Annotated in this window: 24 protein-coding genes and 7 pseudogenes; 28 read left to right on the top strand and 3 right to left on the bottom strand. The window is 60.7% G+C overall.

Annotation, left to right across the window (positions count from 1 at the left end):
• The first annotated feature begins 198 nt into the window (after window positions 1–198).
• The 11 genes and pseudogenes from LE197_RS21655 to LE197_RS36940 all read left to right on the top strand — a co-directional run bounded on the left by LE197_RS21655 (window position 199) and on the right by LE197_RS36940 (window position 9,426).
• On the top strand, window positions 199–1,779 hold the full coding sequence (locus LE197_RS21655; RefSeq protein WP_003099761.1) for a GspE/PulE family protein: 1,581 nt from the start codon (window positions 199–201) through the stop codon (window positions 1,777–1,779).
• Window positions 1,779–2,858, top strand: a complete 1,080-nt coding sequence (locus LE197_RS21660; RefSeq protein WP_003123335.1) for a type II secretion system F family protein — start codon at window positions 1,779–1,781, stop codon at window positions 2,856–2,858. Before LE197_RS21655 ends, LE197_RS21660 begins: the two co-directional genes overlap by 1 nt.
• Window positions 2,859–2,879: 21 nt before the next feature.
• Entirely contained in the window at window positions 2,880–3,410 is a 531-nt protein-coding gene (locus LE197_RS21665) for a type 4 pilus major pilin (RefSeq protein ID WP_003120996.1), read from the top strand.
• The gene (locus LE197_RS21670) at window positions 3,407–4,363 is read left to right on the top strand and encodes an ATPase, T2SS/T4P/T4SS family (protein ID WP_023911863.1); all 957 of its coding nucleotides are present in this window, start codon (window positions 3,407–3,409) and stop codon (window positions 4,361–4,363) included. The genes LE197_RS21665 and LE197_RS21670 overlap by 4 nt, the downstream gene beginning before the upstream one ends.
• Window positions 4,356–5,416 (top strand): annotated as a pseudogene (pilV, locus tag LE197_RS21675) (shufflon system plasmid conjugative transfer pilus tip adhesin PilV); the annotation flags it as partial. The gene LE197_RS21670 and the pseudogene pilV, both read left to right, overlap by 8 nt.
• Window positions 5,417–5,425: 9 nt before the next feature.
• On the top strand, window positions 5,426–5,734 hold the full coding sequence (locus tag LE197_RS21680) for a hypothetical protein (RefSeq protein ID WP_134303573.1): 309 nt from the start codon (window positions 5,426–5,428) through the stop codon (window positions 5,732–5,734).
• 17 nt (window positions 5,735–5,751) lie between these two features.
• Window positions 5,752–6,189, top strand: a complete 438-nt coding sequence (gene pilM, locus LE197_RS21685; RefSeq protein ID WP_023093677.1) for a type IV pilus biogenesis protein PilM — start codon at window positions 5,752–5,754, stop codon at window positions 6,187–6,189.
• Window positions 6,190–7,189: 1,000 nt separating this feature from the next.
• Window positions 7,190–8,164, top strand: a complete 975-nt coding sequence (locus LE197_RS21690; protein ID WP_003149531.1) for an Rpn family recombination-promoting nuclease/putative transposase — start codon at window positions 7,190–7,192, stop codon at window positions 8,162–8,164.
• A 309-nt stretch (window positions 8,165–8,473) separates the two neighbouring features.
• Window positions 8,474–8,833 carry a hypothetical protein gene (locus LE197_RS21695; RefSeq protein WP_226033702.1) on the top strand — a complete coding sequence of 120 codons (360 nt, stop codon included), beginning with the start codon at window positions 8,474–8,476 and terminating at the stop codon, window positions 8,831–8,833.
• Window positions 8,834–9,113: 280 nt separating this feature from the next.
• Complete coding sequence (locus LE197_RS21700) at window positions 9,114–9,290, top strand: hypothetical protein (RefSeq protein ID WP_003149538.1); 177 nt, start codon at window positions 9,114–9,116, stop codon at window positions 9,288–9,290.
• A 1-nt stretch (window position 9,291) separates the two neighbouring features.
• On the top strand, window positions 9,292–9,426 hold the full coding sequence (locus LE197_RS36940) for a hypothetical protein (RefSeq protein ID WP_003099783.1): 135 nt from the start codon (window positions 9,292–9,294) through the stop codon (window positions 9,424–9,426).
• A 491-nt stretch (window positions 9,427–9,917) separates the two neighbouring features.
• On the opposite strand, the pseudogene LE197_RS21705 reads toward LE197_RS36940, so the two are convergent.
• Window positions 9,918–10,231 (bottom strand): annotated as a pseudogene (locus LE197_RS21705) (ArsR/SmtB family transcription factor).
• 111 nt (window positions 10,232–10,342) lie between these two features.
• Between LE197_RS21705 and LE197_RS21710 the strand changes: the two are divergent.
• The 15 genes and pseudogenes from LE197_RS21710 to LE197_RS21780 form a co-directional block, all read left to right on the top strand.
• A complete protein-coding gene (locus LE197_RS21710) occupies window positions 10,343–11,377 on the top strand; it encodes a permease (protein WP_054441708.1) in 1,035 nt (344 codons plus the stop codon).
• 12 nt (window positions 11,378–11,389) lie between these two features.
• Window positions 11,390–12,666: pseudogene (locus tag LE197_RS21715) on the top strand (ISL3 family transposase).
• 76 nt (window positions 12,667–12,742) lie between these two features.
• Window positions 12,743–13,231, top strand: a complete 489-nt coding sequence (locus LE197_RS21720) for an STY4534 family ICE replication protein (protein WP_023093679.1) — start codon at window positions 12,743–12,745, stop codon at window positions 13,229–13,231.
• Window positions 13,232–13,367: 136 nt separating this feature from the next.
• Window positions 13,368–13,526 (top strand): hypothetical protein, encoded by a 159-nt coding sequence (locus LE197_RS21725; RefSeq protein WP_003134147.1) that lies wholly within the window; start codon window positions 13,368–13,370, stop codon window positions 13,524–13,526.
• Between the two features lie 74 nt (window positions 13,527–13,600).
• Window positions 13,601–13,798: a hypothetical protein gene (locus tag LE197_RS21730; RefSeq protein ID WP_003149542.1), complete on the top strand. Its 198-nt coding sequence runs from the start codon at window positions 13,601–13,603 to the stop codon at window positions 13,796–13,798.
• Between the two features lie 119 nt (window positions 13,799–13,917).
• Entirely contained in the window at window positions 13,918–14,625 is a 708-nt protein-coding gene (locus LE197_RS21735; protein WP_023093680.1) for a hypothetical protein, read from the top strand.
• Between the two features lie 234 nt (window positions 14,626–14,859).
• Window positions 14,860–15,210 (top strand): hypothetical protein, encoded by a 351-nt coding sequence (locus LE197_RS21740; protein ID WP_003099791.1) that lies wholly within the window; start codon window positions 14,860–14,862, stop codon window positions 15,208–15,210.
• 56 nt (window positions 15,211–15,266) lie between these two features.
• Window positions 15,267–15,899: a DUF3275 family protein gene (locus tag LE197_RS21745; RefSeq protein WP_003099792.1), complete on the top strand. Its 633-nt coding sequence runs from the start codon at window positions 15,267–15,269 to the stop codon at window positions 15,897–15,899.
• Window positions 15,896–16,171, top strand: a complete 276-nt coding sequence (locus LE197_RS21750) for a hypothetical protein (RefSeq protein ID WP_003099794.1) — start codon at window positions 15,896–15,898, stop codon at window positions 16,169–16,171. Before LE197_RS21745 ends, LE197_RS21750 begins: the two co-directional genes overlap by 4 nt.
• Before the next feature lie 69 nt (window positions 16,172–16,240).
• Window positions 16,241–16,603: a hypothetical protein gene (locus LE197_RS21755; protein ID WP_003134152.1), complete on the top strand. Its 363-nt coding sequence runs from the start codon at window positions 16,241–16,243 to the stop codon at window positions 16,601–16,603.
• 67 nt (window positions 16,604–16,670) lie between these two features.
• Window positions 16,671–16,925: a hypothetical protein gene (locus tag LE197_RS21760; protein ID WP_003149550.1), complete on the top strand. Its 255-nt coding sequence runs from the start codon at window positions 16,671–16,673 to the stop codon at window positions 16,923–16,925.
• A 91-nt stretch (window positions 16,926–17,016) separates the two neighbouring features.
• Window positions 17,017–17,622, top strand: a complete 606-nt coding sequence (locus LE197_RS21765) for a hypothetical protein (RefSeq protein ID WP_034066024.1) — start codon at window positions 17,017–17,019, stop codon at window positions 17,620–17,622.
• 29 nt (window positions 17,623–17,651) lie between these two features.
• Entirely contained in the window at window positions 17,652–19,097 is a 1,446-nt protein-coding gene (locus LE197_RS21770) for a DUF6094 domain-containing protein (RefSeq protein ID WP_003099801.1), read from the top strand.
• A gap of 104 nt (window positions 19,098–19,201) precedes the next feature.
• Window positions 19,202–20,236, top strand: a pseudogene (locus tag LE197_RS21775) (SNF2-related protein); the annotation flags it as partial.
• 118 nt (window positions 20,237–20,354) lie between these two features.
• Window positions 20,355–20,837: pseudogene (locus tag LE197_RS21780) on the top strand (TnsA endonuclease N-terminal domain-containing protein); the annotation flags it as partial.
• A gap of 92 nt (window positions 20,838–20,929) precedes the next feature.
• On the opposite strand, the pseudogene istB reads toward LE197_RS21780, so the two are convergent.
• Window positions 20,930–21,678, bottom strand: a pseudogene (gene istB, locus LE197_RS21785) (IS21-like element IS1474 family helper ATPase IstB).
• A complete protein-coding gene (istA, locus tag LE197_RS21790; protein WP_126621873.1) occupies window positions 21,566–23,251 on the bottom strand; it encodes an IS21 family transposase in 1,686 nt (561 codons plus the stop codon). The pseudogene istB and the gene istA overlap by 113 nt, the downstream one beginning before the upstream one ends.
• 448 nt (window positions 23,252–23,699) lie before the next feature.
• Between istA and LE197_RS21795 the strand changes: the two genes are divergently transcribed.
• On the top strand, window positions 23,700–25,202 hold the full coding sequence (locus tag LE197_RS21795) for a TnsD family Tn7-like transposition protein (RefSeq protein ID WP_058127964.1): 1,503 nt from the start codon (window positions 23,700–23,702) through the stop codon (window positions 25,200–25,202).
• Window positions 25,195–25,560: pseudogene (locus LE197_RS37170) on the top strand (transposase); the annotation flags it as partial. The gene LE197_RS21795 and the pseudogene LE197_RS37170, both read left to right, overlap by 8 nt.
• Between the last annotated feature and the right edge of the window lie 145 nt (window positions 25,561–25,705).

Genomic DNA, 25,705 nt, shown 5'->3' on the forward strand with positions numbered 1-25,705 from the left:
GCGCGGAGCTGCCGGGCAACTACCGCGTCGAGTCGATTTCCTGGACCAGGTCGTACTCACCGACAAGGACGGCAACCGCGTGCCCGTGGGCTTCTCCAGCGTTGCCCCGACCCAAGCCGCCTCCTCGGCCCAAGGCGCCTCCGTTCCGCCGGCGCTGCCCGGGGCGGTACCGCAGCCGTTCATCCAGTAGGTACCGCCATGACGAACCTTCAAATTGCCGCGCTTGTACAGCCCTCCATGGTGACCCAACTGCTCACCGCCGACGGTGGCGAGTGGGAGGTCTCGAAGCACCTGCAAGAGATCATGGCCCTGGCCGCCGACGGCACGCTCTATCTATCGGAGAGCCACCAGAACGACATTCACGTTCTGTCGTTCATCGACCGTCTCGATCGCCGTGGCTTCCGATACCAGCTCAACCTCACCGACCTGCAGACCATTCACCAGCTCTACCGCGCCGTCGCCATGGACGGCCTGGTCGATAGCGATGGCCAGCGCGCCACCCAGATGCAGGAGCGCGTGGTCAAGATCATTCGTAAGGCCACAGAGCTGCGCGCCAGTGACGTGCATTTCGTCGTGAGTCCCGCCGGCACCGGCAGCAAGATCCGTTTCCGCGTCGACGGCCTGCTGAAGACCGTCGAGCAGTACCGCAGCCAGGAACTGCACGAACTTTGCGCAACCATCTACCAGTCCATGTGCGACGTGGCCGAGCCGCTTTTCAAGCCGCAATTGGACCAGGACGCGCGGATGAGCCAGGCCTTCGTCGAGAAGCTGAACCTGTTCGGCGCCCGGATCGCGACCCGCCCGCGCGCCGGTGGGTTCCTGATGATCCTGCGGCTGCTCTACGACGATACCGGCCTCGACAGCCTGGAGCAGCTCGGCTACCTGCCCGAGCAGAACGCGCTGTTCGATCGCATGATGCGCATGCCTTACGGCATCAACATCCTGTCCGGCCCCACCGGGTCAGGGAAGTCGATGACCTTGAAGGTCACCATGGAAGGACTCGATAAGCTGCATGGCGGATCCAAGCATATCCTGACCATCGAGGATCCACCGGAATACCGCATTCGCGGCGAAGGCATCAACCAGACCCCACTGGTCTATGACGCCACTGACCCAGACGCAGAACGCCAGGCCTGGGCCGCAGGCATCGCCAACGGCATGCGCCTGGATCCGGACTACATGATGATCGGCGAAGTGCGCGACCTCTTCGCCGCTGTCGCCGCCTTCCGTGGCGCGATGACCGGGCACGGCCTGTGGTCGACCCTGCACACCAATAGCGCGATCGGCATTGTCCAGCGCCTGAAGGACCTGGGCGTCGACCCCGGCTTGCTGTTCGATCCGGCCCTGCTGACCGGCCTGATCAACCAGAGCCTGCTGCCTAAGCTCTGCCCCCACTGCAAAGTGCGCTTCCAAGACCACCAAGACCAGCTCGCGCTCGACCTGGTCGAACGGGTCCAGCGCTTGACCGATGTTTCCCAGGTGTACGTCAAGGGGCCTGGCTGCCAGGCCTGCCGTGGCTCCGGGGTCAACGGCCGCTCGATCGTCGCCGAGGTGGTGCTGCCCACCCTCGCCTTCATGCGTGTGTTCGCCAAAGGCGGCCCAGCCGAGGCACGCAACTACTGGGTCAAGACCATGCAGGGCATCACCAAGCACGCCCACGCCATCCGCCGCATCAACGAGGGTATGTTCGACCCGCAGATGGTCGAGGATTTCATTGGGCCACTCGACTTCGATGAGCATCTGCTCGACGACAGCTTCTACTCGCAGGAGGCGTGCTGATGGGGGGCTTCTGGGAGCAGTTGCAGTTCGCCTTCTACAGCAAGCAGTTCGGCCGCAAGGAACGCCTGCAGTTCTACGAAAGCATGTCCACCCTGCTCGAAAACGGGGTCCCGTTGAAGGACGCTGTGGCAGAGGTGCACAAGATCTTCGCTCATGAGGGACAGCATCCGTTTCATCCGGTGGCCATCGCCAGTCGCGAAGCGCTGATGGGGCTGTCCAACGGCAAGCGTCTGGCCACCGCCATGGCGCTCTATCTGCCCGCCCAGGAGCGAGCGCTGATCGAGGCCGGCGAGATGAGCGGCAACCTGGTTCAGGCCATGGGCGATGCCGTCTCCCTGGTCGAGGCCCAGGCCAGGATCCGCGCCACCATCTGGCAGGCGCTGCTCTATCCCTCGGCGCTGTCCGCCATGATGGTGTTCCTGCTGTGCATCGTGGCCTATCGCATGGTCCCCAGCCTGGCCAGGCTCTCCGATCCAGTCACGTGGACCGGCCCGCTCGCCACGCTCAACGCCATTGCCAGCTTCGTCACAGGACCTGGTATCTACGTTCTGGTCGCCGTCATCACCCTCACGGTGGTGGTCATCGTCACGTTACCGACCTACCGCTGGAAAGGCCGGGTCTGGCTGGACCGGATGCTGCCGCCCTGGTCCATCTACCGCATGCTCCAGGGCACCACCTTCCTGCTGAACATGGCCGTCATGCTCAACGCCGGCATACGCCCCTACGACAGCCTGGCCAGCATGATCAAGATCTCCCCGCCCTGGCTGAAGCAGCGCTTGGAAGCTGCCCGCTACGGCGTGGGCCTGGGCCAGAACCTGGGAGTCGCCCTTCGCAGCGCCGGTCACGATTTCCCCGACCGACAGGCCATCCAGTACCTGTGCATCCTCGCCAACCGGGGAGGCTTCTCCGAAGCTCTGGTCAAGTTCAGCCGCCGCTGGCAGGAGACCAGCCTCAAGCAGATCGAGCTGGCCGCCGGGCTGGTGAAGAACTTCGCCCTGATCTTCATCGGCGCGCTGATGATCCTGGTCCTGCTCGGCGCCTACCAGGCACAGCAGCTCATCCAATCCATGAACCACTGAAACCTCACCAAGGAGCGCTCCATGAGCACTACGCAACGCACCTCCCGTCCGACGCAGGGCGGTTTCGTTTCCATCGAGATGATCATCGTGCTGATCATCATCGCCATCGGGGTCGGCCTGGGCCTGGCCGCAGCGGCTGGGATGTTCAGTTCGTCCAACGCCAACGAGGAACAGCGCAACATCAGCGTCATTGCGGCCAACGCACGTGCCCTGAAGACCTCTTCGGGCTACGGCTCCAGCGGTACCAACCTGATCCCGAGCCTGATCGCAATCAACGGCGTGCCGAAGAACATGAGTGTCTCCTCCGGCGTCGTCTACAACGTCTACGGCGGATCGGTCACTGTCTCGTCCACCGGCATGGGCTTCTCGATCACCACCAGCAAGCTGCCCAAGGATGCCTGTATCACCCTGGGCACCAAAATCGCGAAGAACACCTTCGAGCAGACCAAGATCAACAGCGGCACCGCTATCACTGGTGAGGTCACCACTGCGGCTGCGACCCAGGCCTGCAGCAGCGATAGCAACAGCATTACCTGGACCTACAGTTCGTGAGTGTGAACCCGATCATTCAGGCTCAGTTCGTCGACCTTTACCTCGGTGAAGGCTTCGCCGACGTGAAGGGCCTGGCCGGCGTCGGCGCGCGCCGAGTCGAGGTGCCTCGCGAGTGGGAGTCGCACGCCCAGGAACTGCTCCAGCTCTGCAGGCAAACGCTGGAGGAGCTGCAGGATCCTGAGTTCGCCATCGTCGTCGACGGCGTGCTACTGCGCGTTACCCAACTGGAAGATGCTTTCAACGGCGGGAGTGTCTTCGTGCTGCGCCGGTCGACGGCCCAAGTCAGAAGCTTCGAAGACATCGGCTATCCGAGCGAAGTGGTCTCCGCCCTGATGGATCCGCAGTTGCAGGGCCTGGTCCTGTTCTGTGGCGATATGGCGACCGGAAAAACCTCCTCTGCCGCCTCTCTGATCCTCGCCCGACTGCAAACCCTGGGCGGGGTGGGCTTCACCGTCGAAGATCCGCAGGAAACCAATCTCAGCGGCCAGCATGGACTCGGCCGCTGTATCCAGGTCAGGACCTCGCGACGCTCGGGAGGCTACAGCGAAGCCCTGTTGCGCACGCTGCGTACCGGAGCCGACCTGGTGCTGATTGGCGAAATCCGCGACGAAGACACCGCTTATCAGGCTTGCAAAGCTTCGCTGAACGGCAACCTGGTCATCTCGACCATCCACGCGAAAAACTGCCCCCAAGCCATCGAACGGCTGATCACCCTGGCCAAACCGCTCGCATCCAATGCTTACGATGTGGTCGCCGAGGGCATTCAGGCGGTGATCTGCCAGGAACTGGTAAGTGATGGCGCCGCTCGACGGCTGCACGCGGAACCGTTGCTCTTCACCAGTGTGGATTCCGTCGCCATGCGAGACAAGATTCGCCGGCAGCAGATTCACCTGCTTGAGGACGACGTGAATCGCCAGGCTCGCAGAAGCCTGTGGGAGCCAACCTATGAATAACACCAAGCTCAACCGCGGCTTTATCTCGATCGAATTGATGATCGCCCTGGTCGTGATCGCAATCGCGACTACCGGTGGCATCTCAGTCTTGATGAGCTACCTGGACGGCCTGAATGAACAGCACGCGGCCCAGCAGCAACAACAGGTGGCCAAGGCAGCGGAGAAATACCTGAAGGACAACTTCAGCACGGTTCTGGCCAGCGCCGGCGCCACGGCCCCGGCGGTGATCACCGTCCCGATGCTGCGCAACACCCGCTACCTGCCCGCAGGCTTCAGCGACACCAACATCTTCGGCCAGCAGTACCAGGTGCGGGCTCGCAAGCCCGCCGCGAACCAACTCGAAACACTGATCGTCACCACTGGGGGGCAGGCAGCCCCGGAGATGTCGATCCGGCGGATCGCCCAGCTCATGGGCGCTCAGGGAGGGTACATCTCGAAAGCCAATACCGGCATTGCTCAGGGCGCCGCCTGGCAGGTGGCGTTAAGCAATTTCGGCAGCGATCCCGGCGCTGGACACCTGGCGACGGCGCTGTTTTTCCAGGACGGTGCCATTGCCAACGAATACCTCTACCGCAATTCCGTCCCCGGCCATCCCGAGCTCAACCGGATGAACACGGCGTTGAACATGGGCGGCAACAATATCGCCGCTGCCGGAGCGATCACGGCCAGCGGCAACATCACCACCAGCGCGGACATCAGCGCACGCAACATGACTGCCACTGGCACAGTGAAGGCAGGAACCGCCGATATCTCTGGCGAGACTTACACGGGTGGCTGGTTCAGGACCCGCGGCAACTCGGGCTGGTACAACGAGAAATGGGACGGTGGCTGGTACATGAGCGACAGCGCCTGGGTCAGGTCGTGGATGAACAAGAGCGTCTATACCGGCGGTGAGCTCAGAGGAGGAAAGCTCACCTCCGAAGGCAGAACGACCGTCGGCGAGTACCTTCAGATCAATGGTTTGGCGGCAGAAAATGCAGGATGCTCCCCAATGGCCTGGTAGGCAGAGACAACAGCGGCCCCCTATTCTGCACCGATGGGCTGTGGAAACGGCCCAGTGGCGTGAATATCGCCACCCCTGTGGTGCTGGCACAGTATCCCGCCGATAACCGACCCCGCACCCACTGCCAAGCGGTCTCCAGGGACGCGCTGATCAATGGCTCCGGCCCCGGCGTTCTGCGCCTGGAAGTCGATGGCGTGATCGTCGGTCAAGCGCGCTCCACCGCTGGGCGAAACGCTGACGTAGTTGAAGACGCCTCGATCTCCGCCATGGTGAAAGCCGGACACCGGTTCTGCCTTTACAGCACCGTTGTGCTCGCAGGATTCGGCAACTCCGCCGGCATGCGTGTGACGGCCACCTACCTCAACTAGGGAGTCCTCCAGATATCATGCCGCTGCTCTGGATTGCCCTATTGCTCACCCTGCTCACCGGAACCTGGCTGAGTGTACAAAGCGACCACGCGACCTCGAGCGCCGAACTGGCCGAGGTCGATACCCTGGCCAGGAGCTTGCTGCTCTACCGCTCCAGGCTGGCGGAGTACGCACACGCCAACCCCGGTTTCAGCGGTTCGCCGGCGGACTCCGCTCTTGGTTTACCGGCCTGGTTCCGCAAGCCAGCGCGGCTTCAGGGCTACATCGCCGCCGACACCAGCTACGCCTTCATCGCCTCGCCGCCGGCAGGGCTGGCGGCAGCCGTGGATGCCGGTACGGAATCCGACCTGGTTGGCGTCAGGCGCAACGGCCAGTTAGTCACGCGCCGCCTCGGAGCCACTGCCATTGTGCTCCCTGCACCCATCCCCGAGGGCGCGGTGGTCGCGGTCAACTAACCCCCACAGGCCAGTAAACCCCGGCGCAGCTTGATAAACCGGCCTTCTGAACACATAATGCCATCAACTTTGATTTCACCCCGCTGGCTACTGACGGTCATCAGTAGCGCCCTGGTGATGCAGGTTCGCCTCATCGCCAAACCGTAAGCACGCTACAACACCGGGTGGGGCGTGCGGATCTGGTTGAGAATTCTCCCTGTGTCTCCCTGTTCTTTTGCTTGTCATGCAGCCGTCAACTCGTGTCGAGCGAGTTTAAAGGCACATAGGGTTCTCAAGAGGTTCGGTGTTTCCTCGATTTAAGGGTCGTACTGGTGTTACGGCCCCTCCTTTTCCCCTCTCCATGGGTAGCCTGATGCTCCTGCTCTAGGACTATCAGGCTACCCATCGGGATCCTTCTCCCTGCCGGTGGCCCGCCGGTGATACGCAGGGCTCCCTTTGTACGCGGATGCGTGCCTACTGTTTGCTGGCCAAGCCACGATAATGGCCGGGTGATGGGATCGAGACGATCAATGCCCAGGGATCGACGATTCAACCACAGGTGGCTCACTTGACTCCCCTTCCAGACACGGCTGGGGAAACCTTTGACAGGGTTTCTACCAGCCGCGCTCTTCCGCCCTCGCTCTCCGCCCGCTGCATCCGCTCCCCCTCCTGCTTGACCTTGACACTTTCGCCCCCCCGCTTCGATGATGAACGCGTGATCTGCTGACGTTGTCAGCGACATGCCCCCATGCAGCTCGGATCCGAAATGCTGCAGCACAATCCAGCGTGTCGATCCACCCCCAAGTCCGCACAGCGCTCGGCAGCGCGGATACAGCAGCTTCTGCTGGAGCGCCTCCTCCCCCCTCTTGATGGGAACACCCTCCCATCAAGGAGTCGGTGTTCTCCATCGTGCCCGCAACACAGGAGATTCACCATGCTCGACCCTTTCTGACGCCGCTCGGCACAATCTCACTACGCTCGCCCCATTGGGACGCCCTCATCATCCACCAAGAGAAATTCAATGGCCCAATATGACAGCGCCTACAAACTCCTATTCTCCCACCCTGACCTGGTCCGCGACCTGCTCCGCGGCTTTGTCCCCGAACAGTGGGTCCAGCGCCTGGACTTCAAATCCCTGGAGAAAGTCAGCGGCCAATTCGTCTCCGACGACCTGCGCGACCGCCACAACGACCTGCTATGGCGCGTTCGCCTCGACAATGACCACTGGATCTACCTCTACCTGTTGCTCGAGTTCCAGAGCACCGACGACTACTGGATGGCCATTCGCCTGATGACCTACATAGGTCTGCTTTACCAGGACCTCGCCCGACAGAGGGTCGTCTTGCCTGGACAGCCTCTACCACCGGTCTTCCCTATCGTCCTCTACAACGGTAGCGCCCGATGGAGCGGCCCACTCGACACCGCCGACCTGTTCGAGATCCCCGCGGACTCGCCCCTGGCCGCCTATAAACCCAAACTGCGCTACTTCCTGCTCGACGAACGACACCTGGATGTCACAACCTTGCCCAAGGACGACAACCTGGTAGCCCAAGTCCTGCACCTGGAAAACAGCGCCCACCCTCAACACGCGATCGAAGCCGTCAAGACCCTGCAAAAGCTGTTGCACGCCCCCGAATGTGATAGTGTAAGGCGTGCCTTCAACGTCTGGATCCGGCATACCGTCGCCGAAAAACTCAACCGGCAAGCCAACCAGCTACCGTCGACCGAAACCTTGGAGGACATCTACATCATGCTCACCGAACACACCGGACAATGGTCCGAAACCTGGAAGCGCGAAGGTCTTCAGCAAGGTCTTCAGCAAGGACGCCAGGAAGGTCAGGCGGCACTATTGACCCGATTGGCGGAGCGCCGCTTTGGCCCGCTGTCGGCTGCCGATCGCGCCCGGCTGGAAGCCGCCACCCAGGCCCAGCTCGAAGCCTGGGCCGACGCCATCCTCACCGCCCAGAGCCTGGCTGAGCTGTTCACCGCTCACTGATTTCGCCTGGCTCCCGCCCGACAGCCCCTTTATAGGGGCTGTCGCTTATTCTCCTTGACCTCCGCGCTCAACGCGTACAACCTCCTCCCATGTCCTGCTGACGTTGTCAGCAACATGCCCCATGCAGCTCGGATCCGAAAGGCTGCAGCACAGCCCACCGTGTTGATCCAACCCAAGACCGCATAGCTTCTGGTAGCGCGGTCGGTCGGCCTCGGTCGATAGAAGCTCCCTTCCGCAACCCAGCGGGGAATCCACTTCCCCGCCAGGGCCAGTGTTTTCTCCGCACCCTCAACCTGCAGGAGAAACACCATGTCCAAGCAATCCACCAGCTTCGAAATCGGCTTTGCCCTCGGCAGTGTTGTGCGTGAGTTCCGCCGAGCGCTCAGTCGCCCTCCGGTCGTAGTGCAAGCACAAGCGCCGGTTGCGTTGAGCGTCCAGCGCATCGATCCTGCCTTCCTGGCCGGCCCGACCGCTGGCGAGCTAGAACACATCAGCGACATCCCAGCCATCGTCCGGCTAAAGAAGGTCAACCTGAATGACTGGTATCTAGCCAATACGCGCGAGGTGCAAAAGCCCAAGCGCGCACGCCAACCCAAGCCGGCCAAGGCGACCGCCAAAGCTGAAACGCCAGTCAGGAAGGAGCTCAAGATGGGTTCCTCGACCATTTGATTGCACCCAACTCCGAAAGCGAAATGGGGAGGCCCCCTCTCCAGTTAGAGTCCCTGAACGATCATGAGATTGCTCTTTTGCCAGCACCTCCTGGTAGCGCAGTCTCTTGGGAACTCCATCGGCGTACTCAGGAGCAATACCACCAACGCTGGCAGGACTACTTGTCCACCATGACGGATGAACAAGTAGCTGCTCTCGGCCGCTAATAGCCACTGCTACCACCCAACCCTGCCGGGAACCATCCCGCAGGGTGGTTTTCCGGCATTTTTCGAGGAAAACCATGAAATCGAAACGTTCTGCATTCGCAGATGATCTCCGAAAAATCGGTACCACTGCCGTTGCCGCGAGCCTGGTGGGCATCTTCCTCAGCGAGCACCGCTTGCTGACGGCATATGCTTTCGTCATGGGTATGGTAATCTGGCTCATAGGTATCGCTCTCACCGAGGAGGAGGAGTGAAATGTCCCAGACCGAGTTCGGCATGATCATCATGACCAGCCTGGTGGTTATCTGCTCCGGCATAGCCCTCTGGTTCAGTTGGCCTCAAGTCAAGACCTGGTGCCAAAAACATCGGATTCTTCCCCGTCATCATTGACCATGAAAGCGCCCAACCCTGGGCGCTTTTTTCATTTCATGGGTATTGACATTCATTTTTCCCCTGCCCATCCTTTACCACGTGAGCTGCTGACGTTGTCGGCAAACCTCCCCCAGTAGTCATGATCTGAAAGACTACGACACGGATTTCCGTGTAGATCGAACCCAAGATCGCACCAGCTTCCGGTAGCGCGATCAATCAACCCACAGGTTGATGGAAGCCCTCTCCCTCTGATTTACCTCCCAATACCGACCCATGCGGGGAATACTTTTCCCTGACGGGCAAGGTGTTTCTCCGCTTTCGCTTACGAAACTGGGGTATCCGGAATTTCTGGTTGATAAAATGCCAAAGATGTAAAGAAGAAAATCTTTCTCAGCGGATTATCTGATTGATCCTCTTCAGCCTACTCTACTGCCAATTTTCTGTTTCCACCTTCGCCTGAGTCTTCATAGCGATGCTGACTAGGGAGGACAGCGAGAGCTGGGCAAGCGTCAAAGCGGTTCTGGTTCATGCGCAATCCGGACACCTGCACAACATTCCTCTTGTAAGAAACCGATCAAATTCTCTAGGTGCCCATACTCGGGTATACAGACAATCGTGCGGCTATGTTTCTCCTGCCGGATCAGCCCTACCTTGGCCATGCGCGCAAGGTGATGTGATAGCGTCGAAGCAGGAATACCCAGCCCCTTCTGGATATCTCCGACCGAAGCCCCATCATGGCCAGCTTTGACCAGAAAGCGGAACACGGACAGTCGGTGACTATTCCTAGCTCAGCTAAGCTGGCTGCAACCTTTTCGTGATCCATAGCACGCCCCAATAATTCGATGTTTCTAGAATTATAGTTGACAGGTCGGATAAACGCAAGTAGGCTGCGTACATCATTTCGACAATACTAGAAATATAGGAGTAATATTGAATGTCATCTCAACTCCAAGACGCTCTAGGCATGTTCGCCTTTCTCGCTATCGAGCTATCGGTTTTATTCATTGGCATTAGCTTGCTGGTCGGAGTTCTTCAACGTCACATCCCACCATCCAAGGTGGAAGCGTTACTGACTTCCAGTGGGAAGCGAGGCTATTTTCTTGCTGCTGGTTTAGGAGCTATAACGCCCTTCTGTAGTTGCTCGACTATCCCCATGTTGAAAGGGTTGATTCGGGCACGGGCCGGTTTTGGGCCGATGATGGTGTTTCTTTTCTCATCTCCGTTGCTGAATCCTATCGTCGTCGGCCTGCTGGTTGCCACGTTTGGATGGACACTTACTGCTATCTATGTGCTCGCCGCTTTGGTGGTCGCGGTAGGTGCCGGATGGCTGCTTCACACGCTTGGCTTCGAGCGTTATGTGCGCCGGACGGCGACACAAGAGAGCAGTGGATGTAGTTCATCAGCAAGCCCGTGCAGTGCTACATCGACCGCATCGAGTTGCGGCACCAACAGCTGCGACACCACTCCGAAGACGGCTTCTTGCGGGGCTGATAGGAAGACAACAGTCTCTACGTCTAGCGAATGCTGTGACAGTCAACCCACTGTCACGGTTAAGAAAGAAGGGAAGTACAGTGGTGTGTGGCGGGAAGCTTGGTCGGACTTTATCGATGTGTTGCCTTACCTGCTCATCGGTATTGCGATTGGCAGCGTGATCTATGGTTTCATGCCCACTGACTTATTGGAGCAGTATGCAGGCCCAGATAATCCCTTTGCCATTCCAGTTGCCGCTGTCATCGGCCTGCCGTTGTATATTCGCGCTGAAGCCGTCATACCTCTGGCAGCGGCTCTGATGGCCAAAGGCGTGGGTGCCGGGACGGTGCTAGCGTTTATCATCGGCAGTGCCGGAGCCAGCCTGACTGAGCTCATTCTGTTGCGCTCTTTGTTCACGCTGAAGCTTTTAGCGGCGTTTTTAGCAGTCATTTTTGCTATGGCGATGATTGCCGGTTACGCCACCTACCTGTTTTTCTGATCAAGGCGGGAGATGATTAATTCGTTAAGCCTTCCTGGGTACCAGTTGGTGGATTCTGATGAGCAGAATGAAGACATACATTTTCGGCTTGAAGCACCTACACCAGTAGCCTGCGAGGGGTGCGGCGTGCAGGGTGAGTTCGTGCGGTTCGGCAAGCGTGACGTTCCCCTATCGTGATCTGCCCATCCACGGCAAGCGGGTCACTCTCTGGGTGGTCCGCCGCCGATACACCTGCCGGGCCTGCAAGACAACATTCAGGCCCCAGCTACCGGAGATGGTGGACGGATTCCGTATGACACTGCGGCTGCATGAGTACGTGGAGAAGGAATCCTTCAACCACCCCTACACCTTTGTGGCGGCACAGACCGGCCTGGACGAGAAGACGGTGCGCGACATCTTCAACGCCCGCGCCGAGTTCCTGGGGCGCTGGCACCGCTTCGAGACGCCCGCATCCTGGGCATTGACGAGCTATACCTGAACAAGCGCTACCGCTGCATTCTGACCAACATTGAGGAGCGAACCCTGCTCGACCTGCTGGCCACCCGCCGCCAGGACGTGGTGACCAACTACCTGATGAAGCTGAAAGACCGGCAGAAGGTCGAGATCGTCAGCATGGACATGTGGAACCCCTACCGGGCAGCGGTCAAGGCTGTGCTGCCCCAGGCCCGTATCGTGGTCGATAAGTTCCATGTGGTGCGCATGGCCAACGATGCCCTAGAGAGAGTGCGCAAGGGCCTCAGAAAGGAGCTGAAACCGTCCCAGAGCCGGACTCTCAAGGGAGACCGGAAAATCCTGCTGAAACGCGCTCACGAAGTCTCAGACCGGGAGCGCCTCATCATGGAGACCTGGACAGGCGCGTTCCCGCAACTGCTGGCCGCCTACGAGCACAAGGAGCGCTTCTACGGCATCTGGGACGCCACCACACGGCTCCAGGCAGAAGCCGCCCTGGACGAGTGGATAGCCACCATCCCGAAGGCCAAAAGGAAGTCTGGAGCGATCTGGTCAGGGCAGTGGGAAACTGGCGCGAAGAGACCATGACCTACTTCGAGACGGACATGCCCGTCACCAACGCTTACACGGAGTCCATCAACCGACTGGCCAAGGACAAGAACCGTGAAGGGCGCGGTTACTCCTTCGAGGTGATGCGGGCACGAATGCTCTACACCACGAAGCACAAGAAGAAGGCACCGACTGCGAAGGTCTCTCCTTTCTACAAGAAAACCATCGGTTACGGACTGCCGGACTTCGCAGAGGAACTCAACTACGGAGTCGATCTATCAACCATCTGATAATGGTATCAGGTTGGTGGGGTAAAGGTGCCCCATCAACCATTAAATCCGTATACCCCGAAACTGGAGAATCATCATGAGCAACAACACCCAAGCCCAAGAAGCCAAGTATTTCGACCTGCACACCACCGGTATCGGCTACCTCAATCGCATCCGCGAGGTACCGATCCGCCGAGGTGAACCATTCCTCGCCGTAACCGTCGCAGCCCTCCATGGCGCGGCAGACAGCGTGGAATACTCCTACATCGACTGCAAAGTGGTCGGCGCCCAGGCTGAAAAGCTTGTCCGCCGTTGCAAGGAAGCAGTCGAGGCCGAGAAGAAGGTGCTGATTTCCTTCCGTATCGGCGACATCTGGGCGGATCCCTTCACCTACGAGAAAGGCGAGAAAAAAGGCCAGTCCGGCGCAAGCCTCAAAGGCCGGCTGCTCTTCATCTCCTGGATCAAAGTGGATGGCACCACCGTCTACGATGCGAAGGAAGAAGCTGAAAAAGCCCAGCAAGGCCAAGGCGAACCTCAAGGTGAGCCCGCAGCCCCCGCTGAGCACGCTGAACAAGCCGCTGCTTGAACACGGCTTGATTGAATACCGGCCCTCATCCCGAGGGCCTTTCACTACCTACGCTATGCGCCACTCTTCATCGCATACCCATCCGGGGGGCACCATCTCCCCAGGGCGTGGTGTTCTCCATTATCTGGAGATCATCATGAGCAATATCCAAATCGTAGATCTGCCCGCCCTGCCGGAAGTAGAGGAAGTTTGCCTCTCCGACGTCGAGGACGAGTTGCTGCTTAGCAGTCATTTCTGCAACTTCGCCTGGCTGCTCCTGGCCAGCAACAATGCCCAGGTATCTGCCCTGGCCTAATCGCCAAACATTTCCCATTTAGGGGACCACAGTCCCCCGTGGGACTGGTGTTTCCTACCGAAAGGAGAATCACCATGCACTACGGAAAGCGGGCACTCGCCCATCTTCGTCTCGAACTGCCGCTGCAGGTTCTTATGTCCAACGCCGGCTTCTATATCGGCACCCTTGATGAAGAAGGACCAGCCTCGCGCGAGTCGGTTGAATATTACCCCTCACGCGAACTTGCCCAACAGGCATTAGACAACGGCACTTGGACGCAACGGGAATATTAAGAAGACCTATCGCGTTAACTGCAACAACTCGACATCACCTGGGCGCTTCGGCGCCCCTTACTCACCTGGAGGTCCATAGCCTCCAAGGGCATGGGCCTCCCGGCAACCGGAGATATCCCATGACTCAACTCAACCCGTTTATTCGCGGCTATGAGAGTTTCCGCATCGAGCGAAACCTGCAGATCACTGACGAAGGCAACAATCTACCGTGCTACCGCGCTCTGCATGAAACCCAGCAGCACCTCCCAGACGAATATTTTCAGTGCGAGCTGTGCTACTTCAATAACGATTTCGCCGTGGTAGTCCAAGAGTTAGACGATGAAAGAGTTGAAAAATGCCCTCACCAAGGAATAGTGAGAAACGTACTTTACAGCATCTACGGTGAGCAGGACGGCAGAAAAAAGCTTATCGGAGATCAATACTCACTGACCCAAGCCGAGAGTGTCGTTCGATACCTTTCGTTCGGTGGCGGTTATAACCGCTGCTGGGAGATCAGAAAAACACATCTACCCATCAGCGCGTGGAATAGCCTCTACGAAAGGTTCTCGACCAAGATGCCAATCCGCTTGCCCTCGGTGTTGGTATCGCTCTTCTGGTGTAACGAGCACGGTGCCGTGGGCTTTCGCTTGCACAACACCCCTTGGACGGATGAGTGTCTGGAGATCCTGGAGATGACCGCAGCCGCTCTTCGACAAGAACAGCTTGCCTTCGGCCTCGACGAACACCTGGTCGATCTACTTCACCTCGCGGGACAAGCAGACATTCGGTTCCTGGTACTCGATCCATTCGCGCCCACGCTTAAGGGCCTGCCACTTTATGACGATTGAGCAATCCGGCCGGCGGGACATCCCGCCAGCCCTCGAATTCGAATTGGCTCGCTGTCGTTGACAGCGCCTCCCAAGGAGCCAGGGTTTAAGGCTCCGGCGCGCAAGCGCTAACCCACCCAAGACCGCCACAGCACTCGGCAGCGCGGTCGCATCACGCAAGTGATGGAGTGCATCCTACCCACCCACGCGGGGACCTCATCCCGCGGGAGAGGCCTGCGTATTCGGAGACCTCTCATGACCTCTCTCAACAACCACTCCAGCGCAGGCCACACTGCTGCGTACCTCAAACTCCCGATCGTTCTCACCAACGCGGCCTGGCTGCGCCTGGTCTATCTCGCCAACCCTGCCAGGGTCGACGAGATGGGCACCCGGCTGGCCAGTGTCGTTCAAACCGCCTGGCAGGAGCTTTCGCTCCAGCCGACCGCGAAGCACATCCAATTCCACCTGTACCACAAGGAGGAAGAGGGGCAGGACCGCGCGCTCGCGCTGCTGGTCCTCTCGATAGTCGAGCCGTCCGATGAGCCTTCCTACCTGCGCATCGAGCTGCAGGAAGAAAGCCTCCCGGGCAACCCGGATACCGAGTAGTTCTCCCCTCACCACGATCCCGCTTCGGCGGGATCATCCTTTTCGCAGGTCACGCCATGATCAACATACCCGGCCAGTTGGCCATTCGAACCATCAACGGTCGCAATGGCGAGTTCAACGTGGGAAAGCTCTCGACCTCGATCGGGGAGTTCGTCATCAAGGACGCTCTCCTGGACCAGCACATCGAAGGCAAGTACCGCGGTGATTTCGCCATCACCGAGATCCGTCCCTCCTACTACACCACCGGCGGCCGGCTGGTCGTCGAGATCCGCGCAAAGCTGGACAGCATGACGCTGGACGACGTGGACAACCTCAGCGACGAGGAGGCAGAGCGTCTCTCTGGCAATGAGGTGGATCCGCTCGACGAAGTGCCCGCGATCCAGCAGCCCACAGTAGCCCCGGCGGTACCGCCGAAGTCGCCCCAGAAACCGAAGCCTCTGCGCCCCGCTGCAACAGGGGAGGACGCGCCTTTCGGTATGTCCCCTCCGGCTCCTGCAGAGCAGGCCGCCACTCCGGACACAGACGCAGATGCAGAGCTGTTCGGGACGGTCTGGCCGCTAGGCGAAATCGTCAAGCTGGACACCACGGTCGACCGCAAGCGGCTACGTCAACAGTGCGTGCGGCTCGGCGCGCTGGGCTATGAGCTCGACTTCAAACAACAAGTGTGGACCCGCAAGGAGGCCGCATGAAATCGATCTACAACACCCCAGGCTTCAGCGAGGAGTTGTTGCTGGTTTGCGCCTCGCTGCGCGAGGTCGGACTGGACAATCTGGCTGACCAGTTCCGCGATGCAGTGTTCGACCGATCCGTCGTCGACCAGGCCATCATCGCACTGCGTGAGCGGGTGAAGACCCCTTCGCCGGAGCATGCGGCCGACAACGAGCCATGGCTGTACTGCGACTGGCAGGCCAGGCAAACAGCTTACCGGCTCCTCCAGCGCCTTGAGCGCGCAACACGCTGAAGCAACACCCTACCCACCCCTGCCGGGTTCTCCCGTCAGGGAGACCTGGCCAACCACAGGAGCACACCTATGGGATGGCTTTTCTCACATCAGACGAAGGAAGACCTGCTGCGTGAGCTGCTGGCCCCAACCAGTACCTTCGCAGGCAGCACCGAGGTGCTGGCACACGCAGTCTCCGGCAATGAACTTTGGACTGTCGTAAAACGAACTTTTCACCTTGCCGGATTCTATTTCGGCAAGCCGGCCGGTCACTCGATCACCATGATCGAGCTGCACTTGCTGGACTGCTCGGCCGGGCAATGGGGCTACAAGACCATTCCGGAAAGCGCCGGCCCGTTCTACTACGGCTGTCCGCTGGAGTTCCTGGACCTGGCTCACGATGAGATCAACCAGGAATGGCGTGAACGCCTGACGCACGAACACCAAGCCTGACCGCACCAACCACTTCCCTTGAGGGGCTCCCTCAAGGGCGCTCCTCGTCTACCACCAGGAGCACACCATGAACCCATTGTTCACCAACCTCACCCAGGAAACCCTCGCCTACCTCGAGGACCAACTGTCCAACAACGACGTCGCCGGCGACGACGAGCTCATCGACCTGTTCATCGAGGAGCTGTCGCTGACCTTGGAGCAGGCCGAAGCGGCTGTCGCGCTACGCGATCAGTACCTCTGCCAGGTCTTCCTGATCGGCCAAGGGCCGCTGCACCAAGCCGATGGGCTCAGGTTCGACCCTCACACCAAGAGCGTTCGGTAGCCACCACGCTCCCCTGCACCAGTTGGACTACACCCCGAGGGGCTTCACCGCCCCTTGAGGGCGGCGTGGCTCCTCCTTCCAGGAGGTTCCTATGCCCAGTCCCACCCCGCTCTACCAGATCGAAGAGTGCCCAGACCTGTACGTCGACGCCTGCGTGTGCGACGAGCAGCGCAACCTGGTCTTTCTTTCGGCCTGGGGCCGCGACACCGTGACACAAGAGTTCCTGGCCAGGCTGACGCTGGGCCGGGAAGAAAATGGCATCGACCATTTCCACATCATCGTGGACGGCCGCCGCTTACCTGTCTTCCCAAACCAGGATCTCCTGGAGAAACGCACCACCCGCCAGTTCCGCAGCACGTTGTTCGGCAGCCTGCTCAATCTTTGGCTGTTCGATCGGCGCGCCTCGGCGCCCGACCGAGGCAATCACCTCGCCTTCGCACTCCTGCAGCGCGATGAGGATCCACACCAGAGGCTCTGGCCGCTGGTGATGGAAACCTGTCCGCTCCCCCTCCTGCAGCACTGGCGCGAGCCGGTGATGGAGGTCCTCACCCAGCACCAGATGTTGACCGCCCTGCCAGGGACGATCGGCAACGTCTGCGCCTGGCGACTCGCCCTGCGGGTCGACGTGCTCGAGCCCACCCTCGGTGAGCTGATCCGCGAAAGCATTCTTACCACCGATGCTCAGGCACAAGCCTGAGCCATCCCTCTCAGACTCAAGGAGGCCCCATGGCCCTCATGTTCCCGCGCTTGGCGCGCAACTTTGCACGCAACGGCTACTTCCCTACCGATGAGGTCACCCTCGAACGCGCTCTGCAAGCCCTCGCTCCCGCCCCGTCGGGCAGGATGAGGATCTGTGATCCCTGCGCCGGTGAGGGGGTTGCCCTGGCTGAGGCAGCACACATCCTCGGCCGCGACAAGGTCCAAGCCCTCGCTGTCGAGTACGACCGCGAGCGCGCCGACCATGCTCGAGGCTTGCTTGAGCGAGTGCTGCACAGTGACCTTTTCGACACCATGATCAGCAGGCAGTCGTTCGGACTGCTCTGGCTCAACCCGCCTTATGGCGACCTGGTGGCGGACCACTCCGGTGCGTCGCAGTACCAGGGCAGCGGCCGCAGGCGTCTGGAGAAAGCGTTCTACCAGCGCTGCCTGCCGTTGCTGCAGTACGGCGGCGTCATGGTCCTGATTGTTCCTCACTACGTCTTGGACGATGAGCTGACCGGTTGGTTGAGCAACCACTTCACCGGCCTGCGCATCTACGCAGCCGCGGATCCTACCTTCAAACAGGTGGTGATCTTCGGCATCCGGGTCCGTCGACAGGACCTGGCCCGGGCGGACGCCAATCAGGTGAGGTCTCGCCTGCAGGCGATCGGCGCGGGCCAGGAAAAGGCCGAGGAAATTCCAGCGGCTTGGCCGTGGGAACCCTATGTGGTTCTGCCGGCCACCAGCGAGCTGGAGCACTTCTATCGAGTAACCCTGGAGCCGGAGCAGTTCGCCGGCGAGATCCAGCGGCTGCGAGGTCTCTGGCCTGACTTCAACCTGCACTTCGCGCAAGCGGGGCTGCAGCCCCGCCCACCAGTCCGCGAGCTGTCTCGCTGGCACCTGGCCCTGGCCTTGGCCGCCGGCGCGATTTCCGGCGTCGTGCGCTCGAAGTCGGGCCGGATCCTGGTCGTGAAGGGTGACACCTACAAGGACAAGGCCCGCAAGACCGAATTCACCGAAGACGAAGACGGCAACATCACCGAGGTGAGGATCCTCACAGACCGTTTCATCCCGATCATCCGGGCATGGGAAATGACACCCTCCTCGGTCAATCAGGGCCGCGTGCTGACCATCAGCTCGTCGGCTGCGACCACGGAAGAGGCTGAAGAGCCCCAACCTGAGCCGGCCCCCGAACCGCTGCTGTTCAGCCCTGGCCAAGTCGTAATGACCGCTGCCGTGAGCCACCTGGTGGAAACCGGTCAACTCAACCCAGCGCCTTTGCTGAACCGCCATCTGGCGGGAGATTGGGGGACGCTGGACCAGGAAGACTGGAACACCAACCAGAGAGCCCTGAAGTTCGGCGATAGGCTGCTGTCGTCCTACGACATCGATGCCGGCGGCGAATCCAGGCTCTGGATCATCACCGAGGCAGACCGCAGCTCAACCACGCTTTTGCTCCCTAGCGACTACTGACCTCGCCCCCACGGCGATTCCTTCCACTCCACCCTGCAGGGTATGGCGATACCCGAAAGGGACGTGCATGCCCTGCTTTCTTCCTTCACCTGCAGGAGATGCACATGAACGCTCAGACCCAACCGGCCGCCCTGGCCGCCTCCTCCCTGAACATCAACCTGACCGACTTCATCGACGAGTTCGGCGACGAGCTCCTGGAGTCGCTCAATCGCTCCAACCCCCCGGTCTATACCGGCTCCGACAACGCTCACCGCCAGTTGGTGATGGACCGACTCAAGCGCAAGCCCTTCGCGGCCCAGGCCGAGGTCGTCCAGGCCATCACCGCCCTGCTGCTGGACCGTAACGAGCAGGCCGGGATCATCAACGCCGAGATGGGCACCGGGAAAACCATGATGGCCATCGCTGTCGCAGCGGTCATGCACGCGGCCGGCTATCGCCGGACCCTGGTCATCTCTCCGCCGCACCTGGTCTACAAGTGGCGCCGCGAGATTCTGGAGACCATCCCAGCCGCCCGCGTCTGGGTACTCAATGGCCCAGATACTCTGCTCAAGCTGCTCAAGCTACGAGATCAGATGGGCGACGCCTACGACGGACGCCAGGAGTTCTTCATCCTCGGCCGCGTGCGGATGCGGATGGGTTTCCATTGGCGGCTCGCCTGCTGGAAGAAGCGCGCCGCCGGCGGCCAACTGCTCGCTGCGTGCCCGGATTGCGGCCAGGTCCTCGAGGACCTGGAAGGCAACCTGGTCACGGTGGAGGAGTTCGAGCGTGGTGACCGTCGACGTACCTGTTCCTCCTGTCGTGGGGCGCTCTGGACGCTGATCCGGCCAGGCAAGCCTGACGGCGGCAACCGGCGCGCAACGATCCTCACGTCGATGTGTCGGATTCCAACCATCGGCCCGGTCAGGGCGGAGCGCCTGCTGAACGACTTCGGCGAGGACTTCCTGGCCACGATGTTGGTGGACAACGTCTCGGAGTTCATCAACCTGATGGACGCCAAGGGCGACTTCGTCTTCAGCGATCGGCAGGCCAAACGCATGGAGCGATCGATGGCGAACATCGAGTTCGGCTTCGGCGAAGGCGGCTACCAACCGACCGAGTTCATAAAAAGACAACTTCCCAACGGCTACTTCGACCTGCTGTGGGATGCAAATAAAGATTCATCCGTTCAAATAAAGTATCATCCTTATAAATAAAGTTTCATCCTGAGCCTGCATCCGCTATGTTGAGGTCATCGACACAGCGGGGGCAGGCTTTCTCATGTCTGGAACATTCAAGGGGCTTACCCAGGCCCAGATCGATAGAAGGCTCAAGGACGGGCGTGGCCAAGGCCAGGGATCGGACTACAAGCCCTTCATCTACACCAGGGACGTGTCCTCGCTGGGTCGCTCCCACCGCCTGCCTGGCAGCAAGAACCGGCGTTTACACCATCTTCTATCCGATCTTGAACTGGCCATCTTCCTGACCTTGGATCGGTCTCCCCATGTCACCGATATCCGTGAACAGTTTCCGATGCGGGTCGAAGATACGGTGCGCATCGCCGAGGAGCTTGGCCTACCCCACGGTCGTTATAAGGGTACCCCGCAGGTACTGACCAGCGACTTTCTGGTGGATTTCGAAGATCCTCAGCGCCCGAGCATCGCGATTCAGGCCAAGTACAGTACCGACTTGCAGAAGCCTGAAGTTATCGAGAGGCTTGAGCTTGAAAGGCGCTACTGGCAGGAAAAAGGCATTCCCTGGGTTGCGGATTTCGGTGAACGTGACCGAGCGTTTCGCTAATACGTGACCGGTGCTTCCGCCCCGGTTGCGCGGGTTGTGGATTGTAATCGCATCGGTCACGATGCGGTTTGCTCCTCAGCTTTTTCCGGCGCAGTGACTCGCCCTTCAACGTCAGTCGGTAAGCGCTGTGCACCAGGCGGTCAAGGATGGCGTCGGCCAGGGTCGGGTCGTTGATCCAGCCATGCCAGTGTTCGATTGGTAACTGGCTGGCCAGGATGGTGGAGCGGTTGCCGGCACGGTCGTCGATCACTTCCAGCAGGTCGTGCCGGGCACCTTCTTCCAGCGGGGCCAGCGCCCAATCGTCCAGCACCAAGACATCGACCTTGGCCAGCTGTTGCAGGGTACGGCCGAAGCTGCCGTCGCCATGAGCGATGCGCAGTTGCTCCAACAGGCGCGGGGTGCGCAGGTACAGAGTGCTGTAGCCCTGGCGGCAGGCCTGGTTGCCCAGGGCGCAGGCCAGCCAGGTCTTGCCGGCGCCGGTCGCGCCGGTCAGCAGCAGGTTGTGCTGCTGGCGGATCCAGTCGCCGCCTGCCAGGCTGGCGATCAGGCGCTCATCCAGGCCGCGGCCAGGGCGGCGGTCGAGGTCTTCCAGGCAGGCGTTGGCATATTTGAGCTTGGCCTTCTTGCGCAGCCGTACCAGGCGCTGGTTGTCACGCCAGGCCAGTTCGCGGTCGAGCAGCAGGCCGAGGCGCTCATCGAAGCTCAGGCTGTGGCTGGCCGGCAGCGTCCATTGCTCTTCCAGGGCGCGGGCCATGCCGTCCAGGCGTAGCTGGTGCAGTTGATTCAGGGTGTGTTGCAGCATCATCGAACAGCTCCTGTTGCGGGGGGTGGTAGTAGTCGGCGCCACGGACGTTCTCGTGGTCGCTGGGTAAGCTCGTTTCGGCGGTGCGCGTGGGCAGCGGCTGCTGATCCAGGCCTTGCTGGAGCAGGTTGCGCACGCTGCGCCCGGTGAAGGCGCGCAGCTGGACGGCCCGTTCGGCGGCGGCTTCCAAGCGTGCATTGCCGTAGCGACGAGCCAGCGAGAGCAGGCCGAGACAGGCGCGGTAGCCCATCTCCGGATGCGGCTTGTGGGTCAGCTGGTGATCGATCAGTTGGCGCGTGTAGGGGCCGATCCGCGCGCCCCAGTCGAGCAGGCGTTGCGGCGTCCATTCGCGATGGGCCTGGTGTGCGGCGGGCATGTGTTCGCGCTGGGTGCTGTAGGCGCCGCGACGGCCCAGCAGCACATGGCTGGCCACGCGCCGGTTGCCATGCAGCACTTCCAGGGTGTGCGCTGTCAGCCGCACCTCGACGCTCTGCCGGGCCAGGGCGGAGGGCACGCTGTAGAAGCTGCCATTGACCTCGATGTGGTAGTCGATGTTGACCTTGCAGCGCTTGAAGCTGGCGACCTCGTAGGGATGTACCGGCAGCGCTCGCAAGGCCGGGCGATCCAGGCGCTCGAACCAGTCGCGCCGGCAGCCATCGAGGCGCTTGAACGGGCGTCGATTCAGCTCCTCCAGCAGCTCGGCGATGGCCTGGTTAAGCGCATGCAGGCTGAAGAACTGCCGGTGGCGCAGTCGCGCCATGATCCAGCGCTCGACCACCTGCACCGCCACCTCGGCCTTGGCCTTGTCCTGGGGTTTGCGTGGCCGGGCCGGCAGGATCACCGTCTGGTAATGCCGCGCACACTCCAGCGTTGCCCGGTTCAGACCCGGCTCGTAGCGATCTGGCTGGGCGACCAGGGCGCGCGGATTGTCCGGCACAACCATCTCCGGCACACCGCCAAAGTAGGTCAGTGCCTGGCCCAGCGAAGTCAGCCAGTCCACCTGGGTTTCGCCCGGCGTCGCGCAGGCATAGGTGTAATTCGAGGCGCCCAGGGCGGCGACGAAGATATGCGCCCGGCGGACTTCGCCGGTGGCCGGGTCGACCACCGGCAGCGTCGGCCCTGCATAGTCGATGAACAGCTTCTCGCCCGCGCGGTGCACCTGGCGCATCGAACGTTTGAGCGTCTGGGCGTAGCGCCGGTAGTGCTCGACGAACTGGGTGTAGCGGTAGGTCGGCTGGCCCGCATGCGCGGCGAGATATTCCTCCCACAGCAGCTGCAAGGTCACGCCCTTGCGCCGCAGCTCGCGGTGGATGCTCAGCACGTCGGGTGGCACCCGCTCACCGCGCGGCTTGTTTGTCGGCGCCGACGCAAACAAGGCGGCCGCCAGTGCGGCCTCGTCCATGGCCGCCAGCGCCGGCCAGTCCAGTCCGGCCACGCGCGCCGCCGTGACGTATTTGCTGACCACGCCTTTGGACAACTGCAAGGCGCGGGCGATCTTCTCGTGGGACAAACCGGCCTCGAACTTGAGGCGCAGACATTCTTTGATGTTTCGCATGGCTACTCGCGGCGCCGCCATCTTCCCCTCCCGAAATCGGGCGAGGGTGACGGCGCATCAGGTCATGCGCAACGAGAGGGAAGGCTTTCGCTAAGCCGTGACCGGCGATTTCGGTAAGCCGTGACCGCCGGTTTCGGAACGGGCGGAAAATCGGTCACGTTGCTACCGAAATGAGCGGTCACGCGTTAGCGAAATGACCGGTCACGATCTACCGAAACGGCCGGTCACGATGCTCCGAAATCCGCAGACATCCCGCTGGCGGCCCTGATTCACAAGGCCACGGCCTACCTCGCGCAGGACGCTCCCAAGAGGCCCGGCATTTCCAGAGTTAAGCGGACGGAGTGGGGGTGCCTATCCGAGGAGGATCTGCGCCGACGTTATGCCGATGGGCCTGAAAGCGAGGCCTATGACAGATTCAAGCAGGCTGGCTTGATCCTCGATCTGCGGCCTCTGCTGAGAGCGAGCTGACATGTACTTCCCCAGGCTCTACCCGGACGAACTGCTTTACAGCGGTATTGCCCGGTGCCGGGTACATCTGGGGATAGGCAACCACAAGACCTTGCTGTACATGCTGTTCGGTGACAGCAAGGTCGCCGCGATCACCGATCTGCCCACACACCTGACTGCGTTGGCGAACAACACGGGCTTGGATGCGGAAGGCATGATCCTGAATCACACGCTGTTCCCGCTCTATGCCCCTTTCATTCCGCCGGAGCGCCGTACCGATCTTTTTCAGGCCATGCTCGCTCCTGACCGGCCGACGATTGGTTTGTCTGGGGCATCGACGGCCTTGGTCAAATGGCCCGAGTGGCTGCGTTACTGCCCTGTCTGCTTCGAGGACATGGCGGTCCGTTTCGGTGAGCCCTACTGGCGGCGTAGCTGGCAGATCCAAGGGATAGATGCCTGCCCAGAGCATGGCTGCCAGCTCCTGGGCTCACCCATCCCGTTCCGTCGAGCGCAGCGGCATGAGTTTCATCCAGCCTCTCCACTGTTTCTGCCTCGTGATCTTCGCGTGAGTCCCGTGGGCGAAGAGGCTATCAGGCTCGCCAAGGCTGCCATGCAGCTGCTGGCGCTCGAAGAGGTGCAATCGCCTGGCTACGGACGCTGGACCAATCTGTACCGGTATCTGGCTACAGAGTGCGGCGCCAGGCGCGGCCGGCAGGTCAGGGCTGCAGTCATCTGGGAGAAGATCCTGGCATCCCATCGCAGGGATTGGCTTGCTGCGAACGGTCTGCTGACATCCGGGGAGCCTCCGCCCTGGCTGTTGGCGATGTTCAGGAAGCATCGCAAGGGATTCAGTGCGCTGCAGCATCTGATCGTCTGGACCAGTCTGCGCCCTGGCCAGCATGCTGGCGAGCTGATCAGCGAGGCGAAGATTCGCCAGGTCGACCCTGCCTCCGACCGGTCAGTGCAGCTGCTCCCCGCTGAATTTGAGCAAAAGCAGCAATACCGAGCCGTTTGGCTGCAAGCACTGGATAACCACGGTGGCGCCAAGGCTGCCAGGCAAAACGGAGGAGAGGCATGTTACGCCTGGCTCTATCGTCATGACCGAAGCTGGCTGATGGCTGAGAATCAGGCCAGACCGCGCCGACAGGGCAACAACAGCTATGTTGACTGGCAAGCGCGAGACAGAAAGCTGGTACGCCTGCTGATCCGAATTGGCAGAGACAGCGAAGAAGACCGGAGCCTTCCGCGCAGGAGTCGCAACTGGTTCCTGCAGCAGCTACCCCATCGGGCATCAGTCGAGCATCATCTCGCTCAACTGCCCCTGTGCCGCACTTTCCTGGATCGCTATGCCGAGTCTGTCGGGGAATATCAGATCCGTCGCCTGACTGCAGCAATGCTGGAGGATGTACAGACTGGCATAACGTCCAGGCGCTGGGAGCTGGAAAAGCGTTGTGGGTTAGAAAAGAGCAAGATGGCACCTCTGACCACTGAATTCATTCGATTGGTAGGAAGTTGGATTGAATAGGACAGTATTTCGTCAGATCCCGAACGGATCCAGGTTGCTGGCCGTTGGAAATTTTTTCAGGGCCCCGACTTCGGCGGCCGAGTGGCGCTTGGCGGCTCTCTTTGAGCGTAACGGTAAGTTGCAGTTGCAGCGGTTCGCACAGGAGATGTCGTGTGTCTTGGCCGTTGGTCGCGAGTTTCTTGGCGAAGAAGGGGCTCCTTATCGTCCCAGTGGTTTCAAGAAGACGGTGGTGCTTCCTGCAATAGATACCTGGCGGGAACGGCAGTTGGGTGAGTGCCCACGTCTGGCCAGAAGGCTTGCTGCAAATCCTGAGATATCTGGACAGCGATGCTTTGTGTTCGAGGTCAATGGTCTGACTGCGGATTTCGGAGCATCGTGACCGGCCGTTTCGGTAGATCGTGACCGGTCATTTCGCTAACGCGTGACCGCTCATTTCGGTAGCAACGTGACCGATTTTCCGCCCGTTCCGAAACCGGCGGTCACGGCTTACCGAAATCGCCGGT

Source organism: Pseudomonas sp. PS1(2021) (genome assembly GCF_020405165.1).
GTDB classification, from domain to species: Bacteria; Pseudomonadota; Gammaproteobacteria; order Pseudomonadales; family Pseudomonadaceae; genus Pseudomonas; species Pseudomonas aeruginosa.

Excerpts from the sequence above, each read along its gene's own strand:
- LE197_RS36940 (WP_003099783.1), top strand. The coding sequence starts at position 9,292 with ATGTCCCAGACCGAGTTCGGCATGATCATCATGACCAGCCTGGTGGTT.
- LE197_RS21755 (WP_003134152.1), top strand. The coding sequence starts at position 16,241 with ATGGGATGGCTTTTCTCACATCAGACGAAGGAAGACCTGCTGCGTGAG.
- pilM (WP_023093677.1), top strand. The coding sequence starts at position 5,752 with ATGCCGCTGCTCTGGATTGCCCTATTGCTCACCCTGCTCACCGGAACC.
- LE197_RS21735 (WP_023093680.1), top strand. The coding sequence starts at position 13,918 with ATGACTCAACTCAACCCGTTTATTCGCGGCTATGAGAGTTTCCGCATC.
- LE197_RS21730 (WP_003149542.1), top strand. The coding sequence starts at position 13,601 with ATGCACTACGGAAAGCGGGCACTCGCCCATCTTCGTCTCGAACTGCCG.
- LE197_RS21700 (WP_003149538.1), top strand. The coding sequence starts at position 9,114 with ATGAAATCGAAACGTTCTGCATTCGCAGATGATCTCCGAAAAATCGGT.
- LE197_RS21720 (WP_023093679.1), top strand. The coding sequence starts at position 12,743 with ATGAGCAACAACACCCAAGCCCAAGAAGCCAAGTATTTCGACCTGCAC.
- LE197_RS21750 (WP_003099794.1), top strand. The coding sequence starts at position 15,896 with ATGAAATCGATCTACAACACCCCAGGCTTCAGCGAGGAGTTGTTGCTG.
- LE197_RS21770 (WP_003099801.1), top strand. The coding sequence starts at position 17,652 with ATGGCCCTCATGTTCCCGCGCTTGGCGCGCAACTTTGCACGCAACGGC.
- LE197_RS21725 (WP_003134147.1), top strand. The coding sequence starts at position 13,368 with ATGAGCAATATCCAAATCGTAGATCTGCCCGCCCTGCCGGAAGTAGAG.
- LE197_RS21690 (WP_003149531.1), top strand. The coding sequence starts at position 7,190 with ATGGCCCAATATGACAGCGCCTACAAACTCCTATTCTCCCACCCTGAC.
- LE197_RS21765 (WP_034066024.1), top strand. The coding sequence starts at position 17,017 with ATGCCCAGTCCCACCCCGCTCTACCAGATCGAAGAGTGCCCAGACCTG.
- LE197_RS21655 (WP_003099761.1), top strand. The coding sequence starts at position 199 with ATGACGAACCTTCAAATTGCCGCGCTTGTACAGCCCTCCATGGTGACC.
- LE197_RS21760 (WP_003149550.1), top strand. The coding sequence starts at position 16,671 with ATGAACCCATTGTTCACCAACCTCACCCAGGAAACCCTCGCCTACCTC.
- LE197_RS21710 (WP_054441708.1), top strand. The coding sequence starts at position 10,343 with ATGTCATCTCAACTCCAAGACGCTCTAGGCATGTTCGCCTTTCTCGCT.
- LE197_RS21695 (WP_226033702.1), top strand. The coding sequence starts at position 8,474 with ATGTCCAAGCAATCCACCAGCTTCGAAATCGGCTTTGCCCTCGGCAGT.
- LE197_RS21740 (WP_003099791.1), top strand. The coding sequence starts at position 14,860 with ATGACCTCTCTCAACAACCACTCCAGCGCAGGCCACACTGCTGCGTAC.
- LE197_RS21745 (WP_003099792.1), top strand. The coding sequence starts at position 15,267 with ATGATCAACATACCCGGCCAGTTGGCCATTCGAACCATCAACGGTCGC.
- LE197_RS21660 (WP_003123335.1), top strand. The coding sequence starts at position 1,779 with ATGGGGGGCTTCTGGGAGCAGTTGCAGTTCGCCTTCTACAGCAAGCAG.
- istA (WP_126621873.1), bottom strand. The coding sequence starts at position 23,251 with ATGGCGGCGCCGCGAGTAGCCATGCGAAACATCAAAGAATGTCTGCGC.
- LE197_RS21665 (WP_003120996.1), top strand. The coding sequence starts at position 2,880 with ATGAGCACTACGCAACGCACCTCCCGTCCGACGCAGGGCGGTTTCGTT.
- LE197_RS21795 (WP_058127964.1), top strand. The coding sequence starts at position 23,700 with ATGTACTTCCCCAGGCTCTACCCGGACGAACTGCTTTACAGCGGTATT.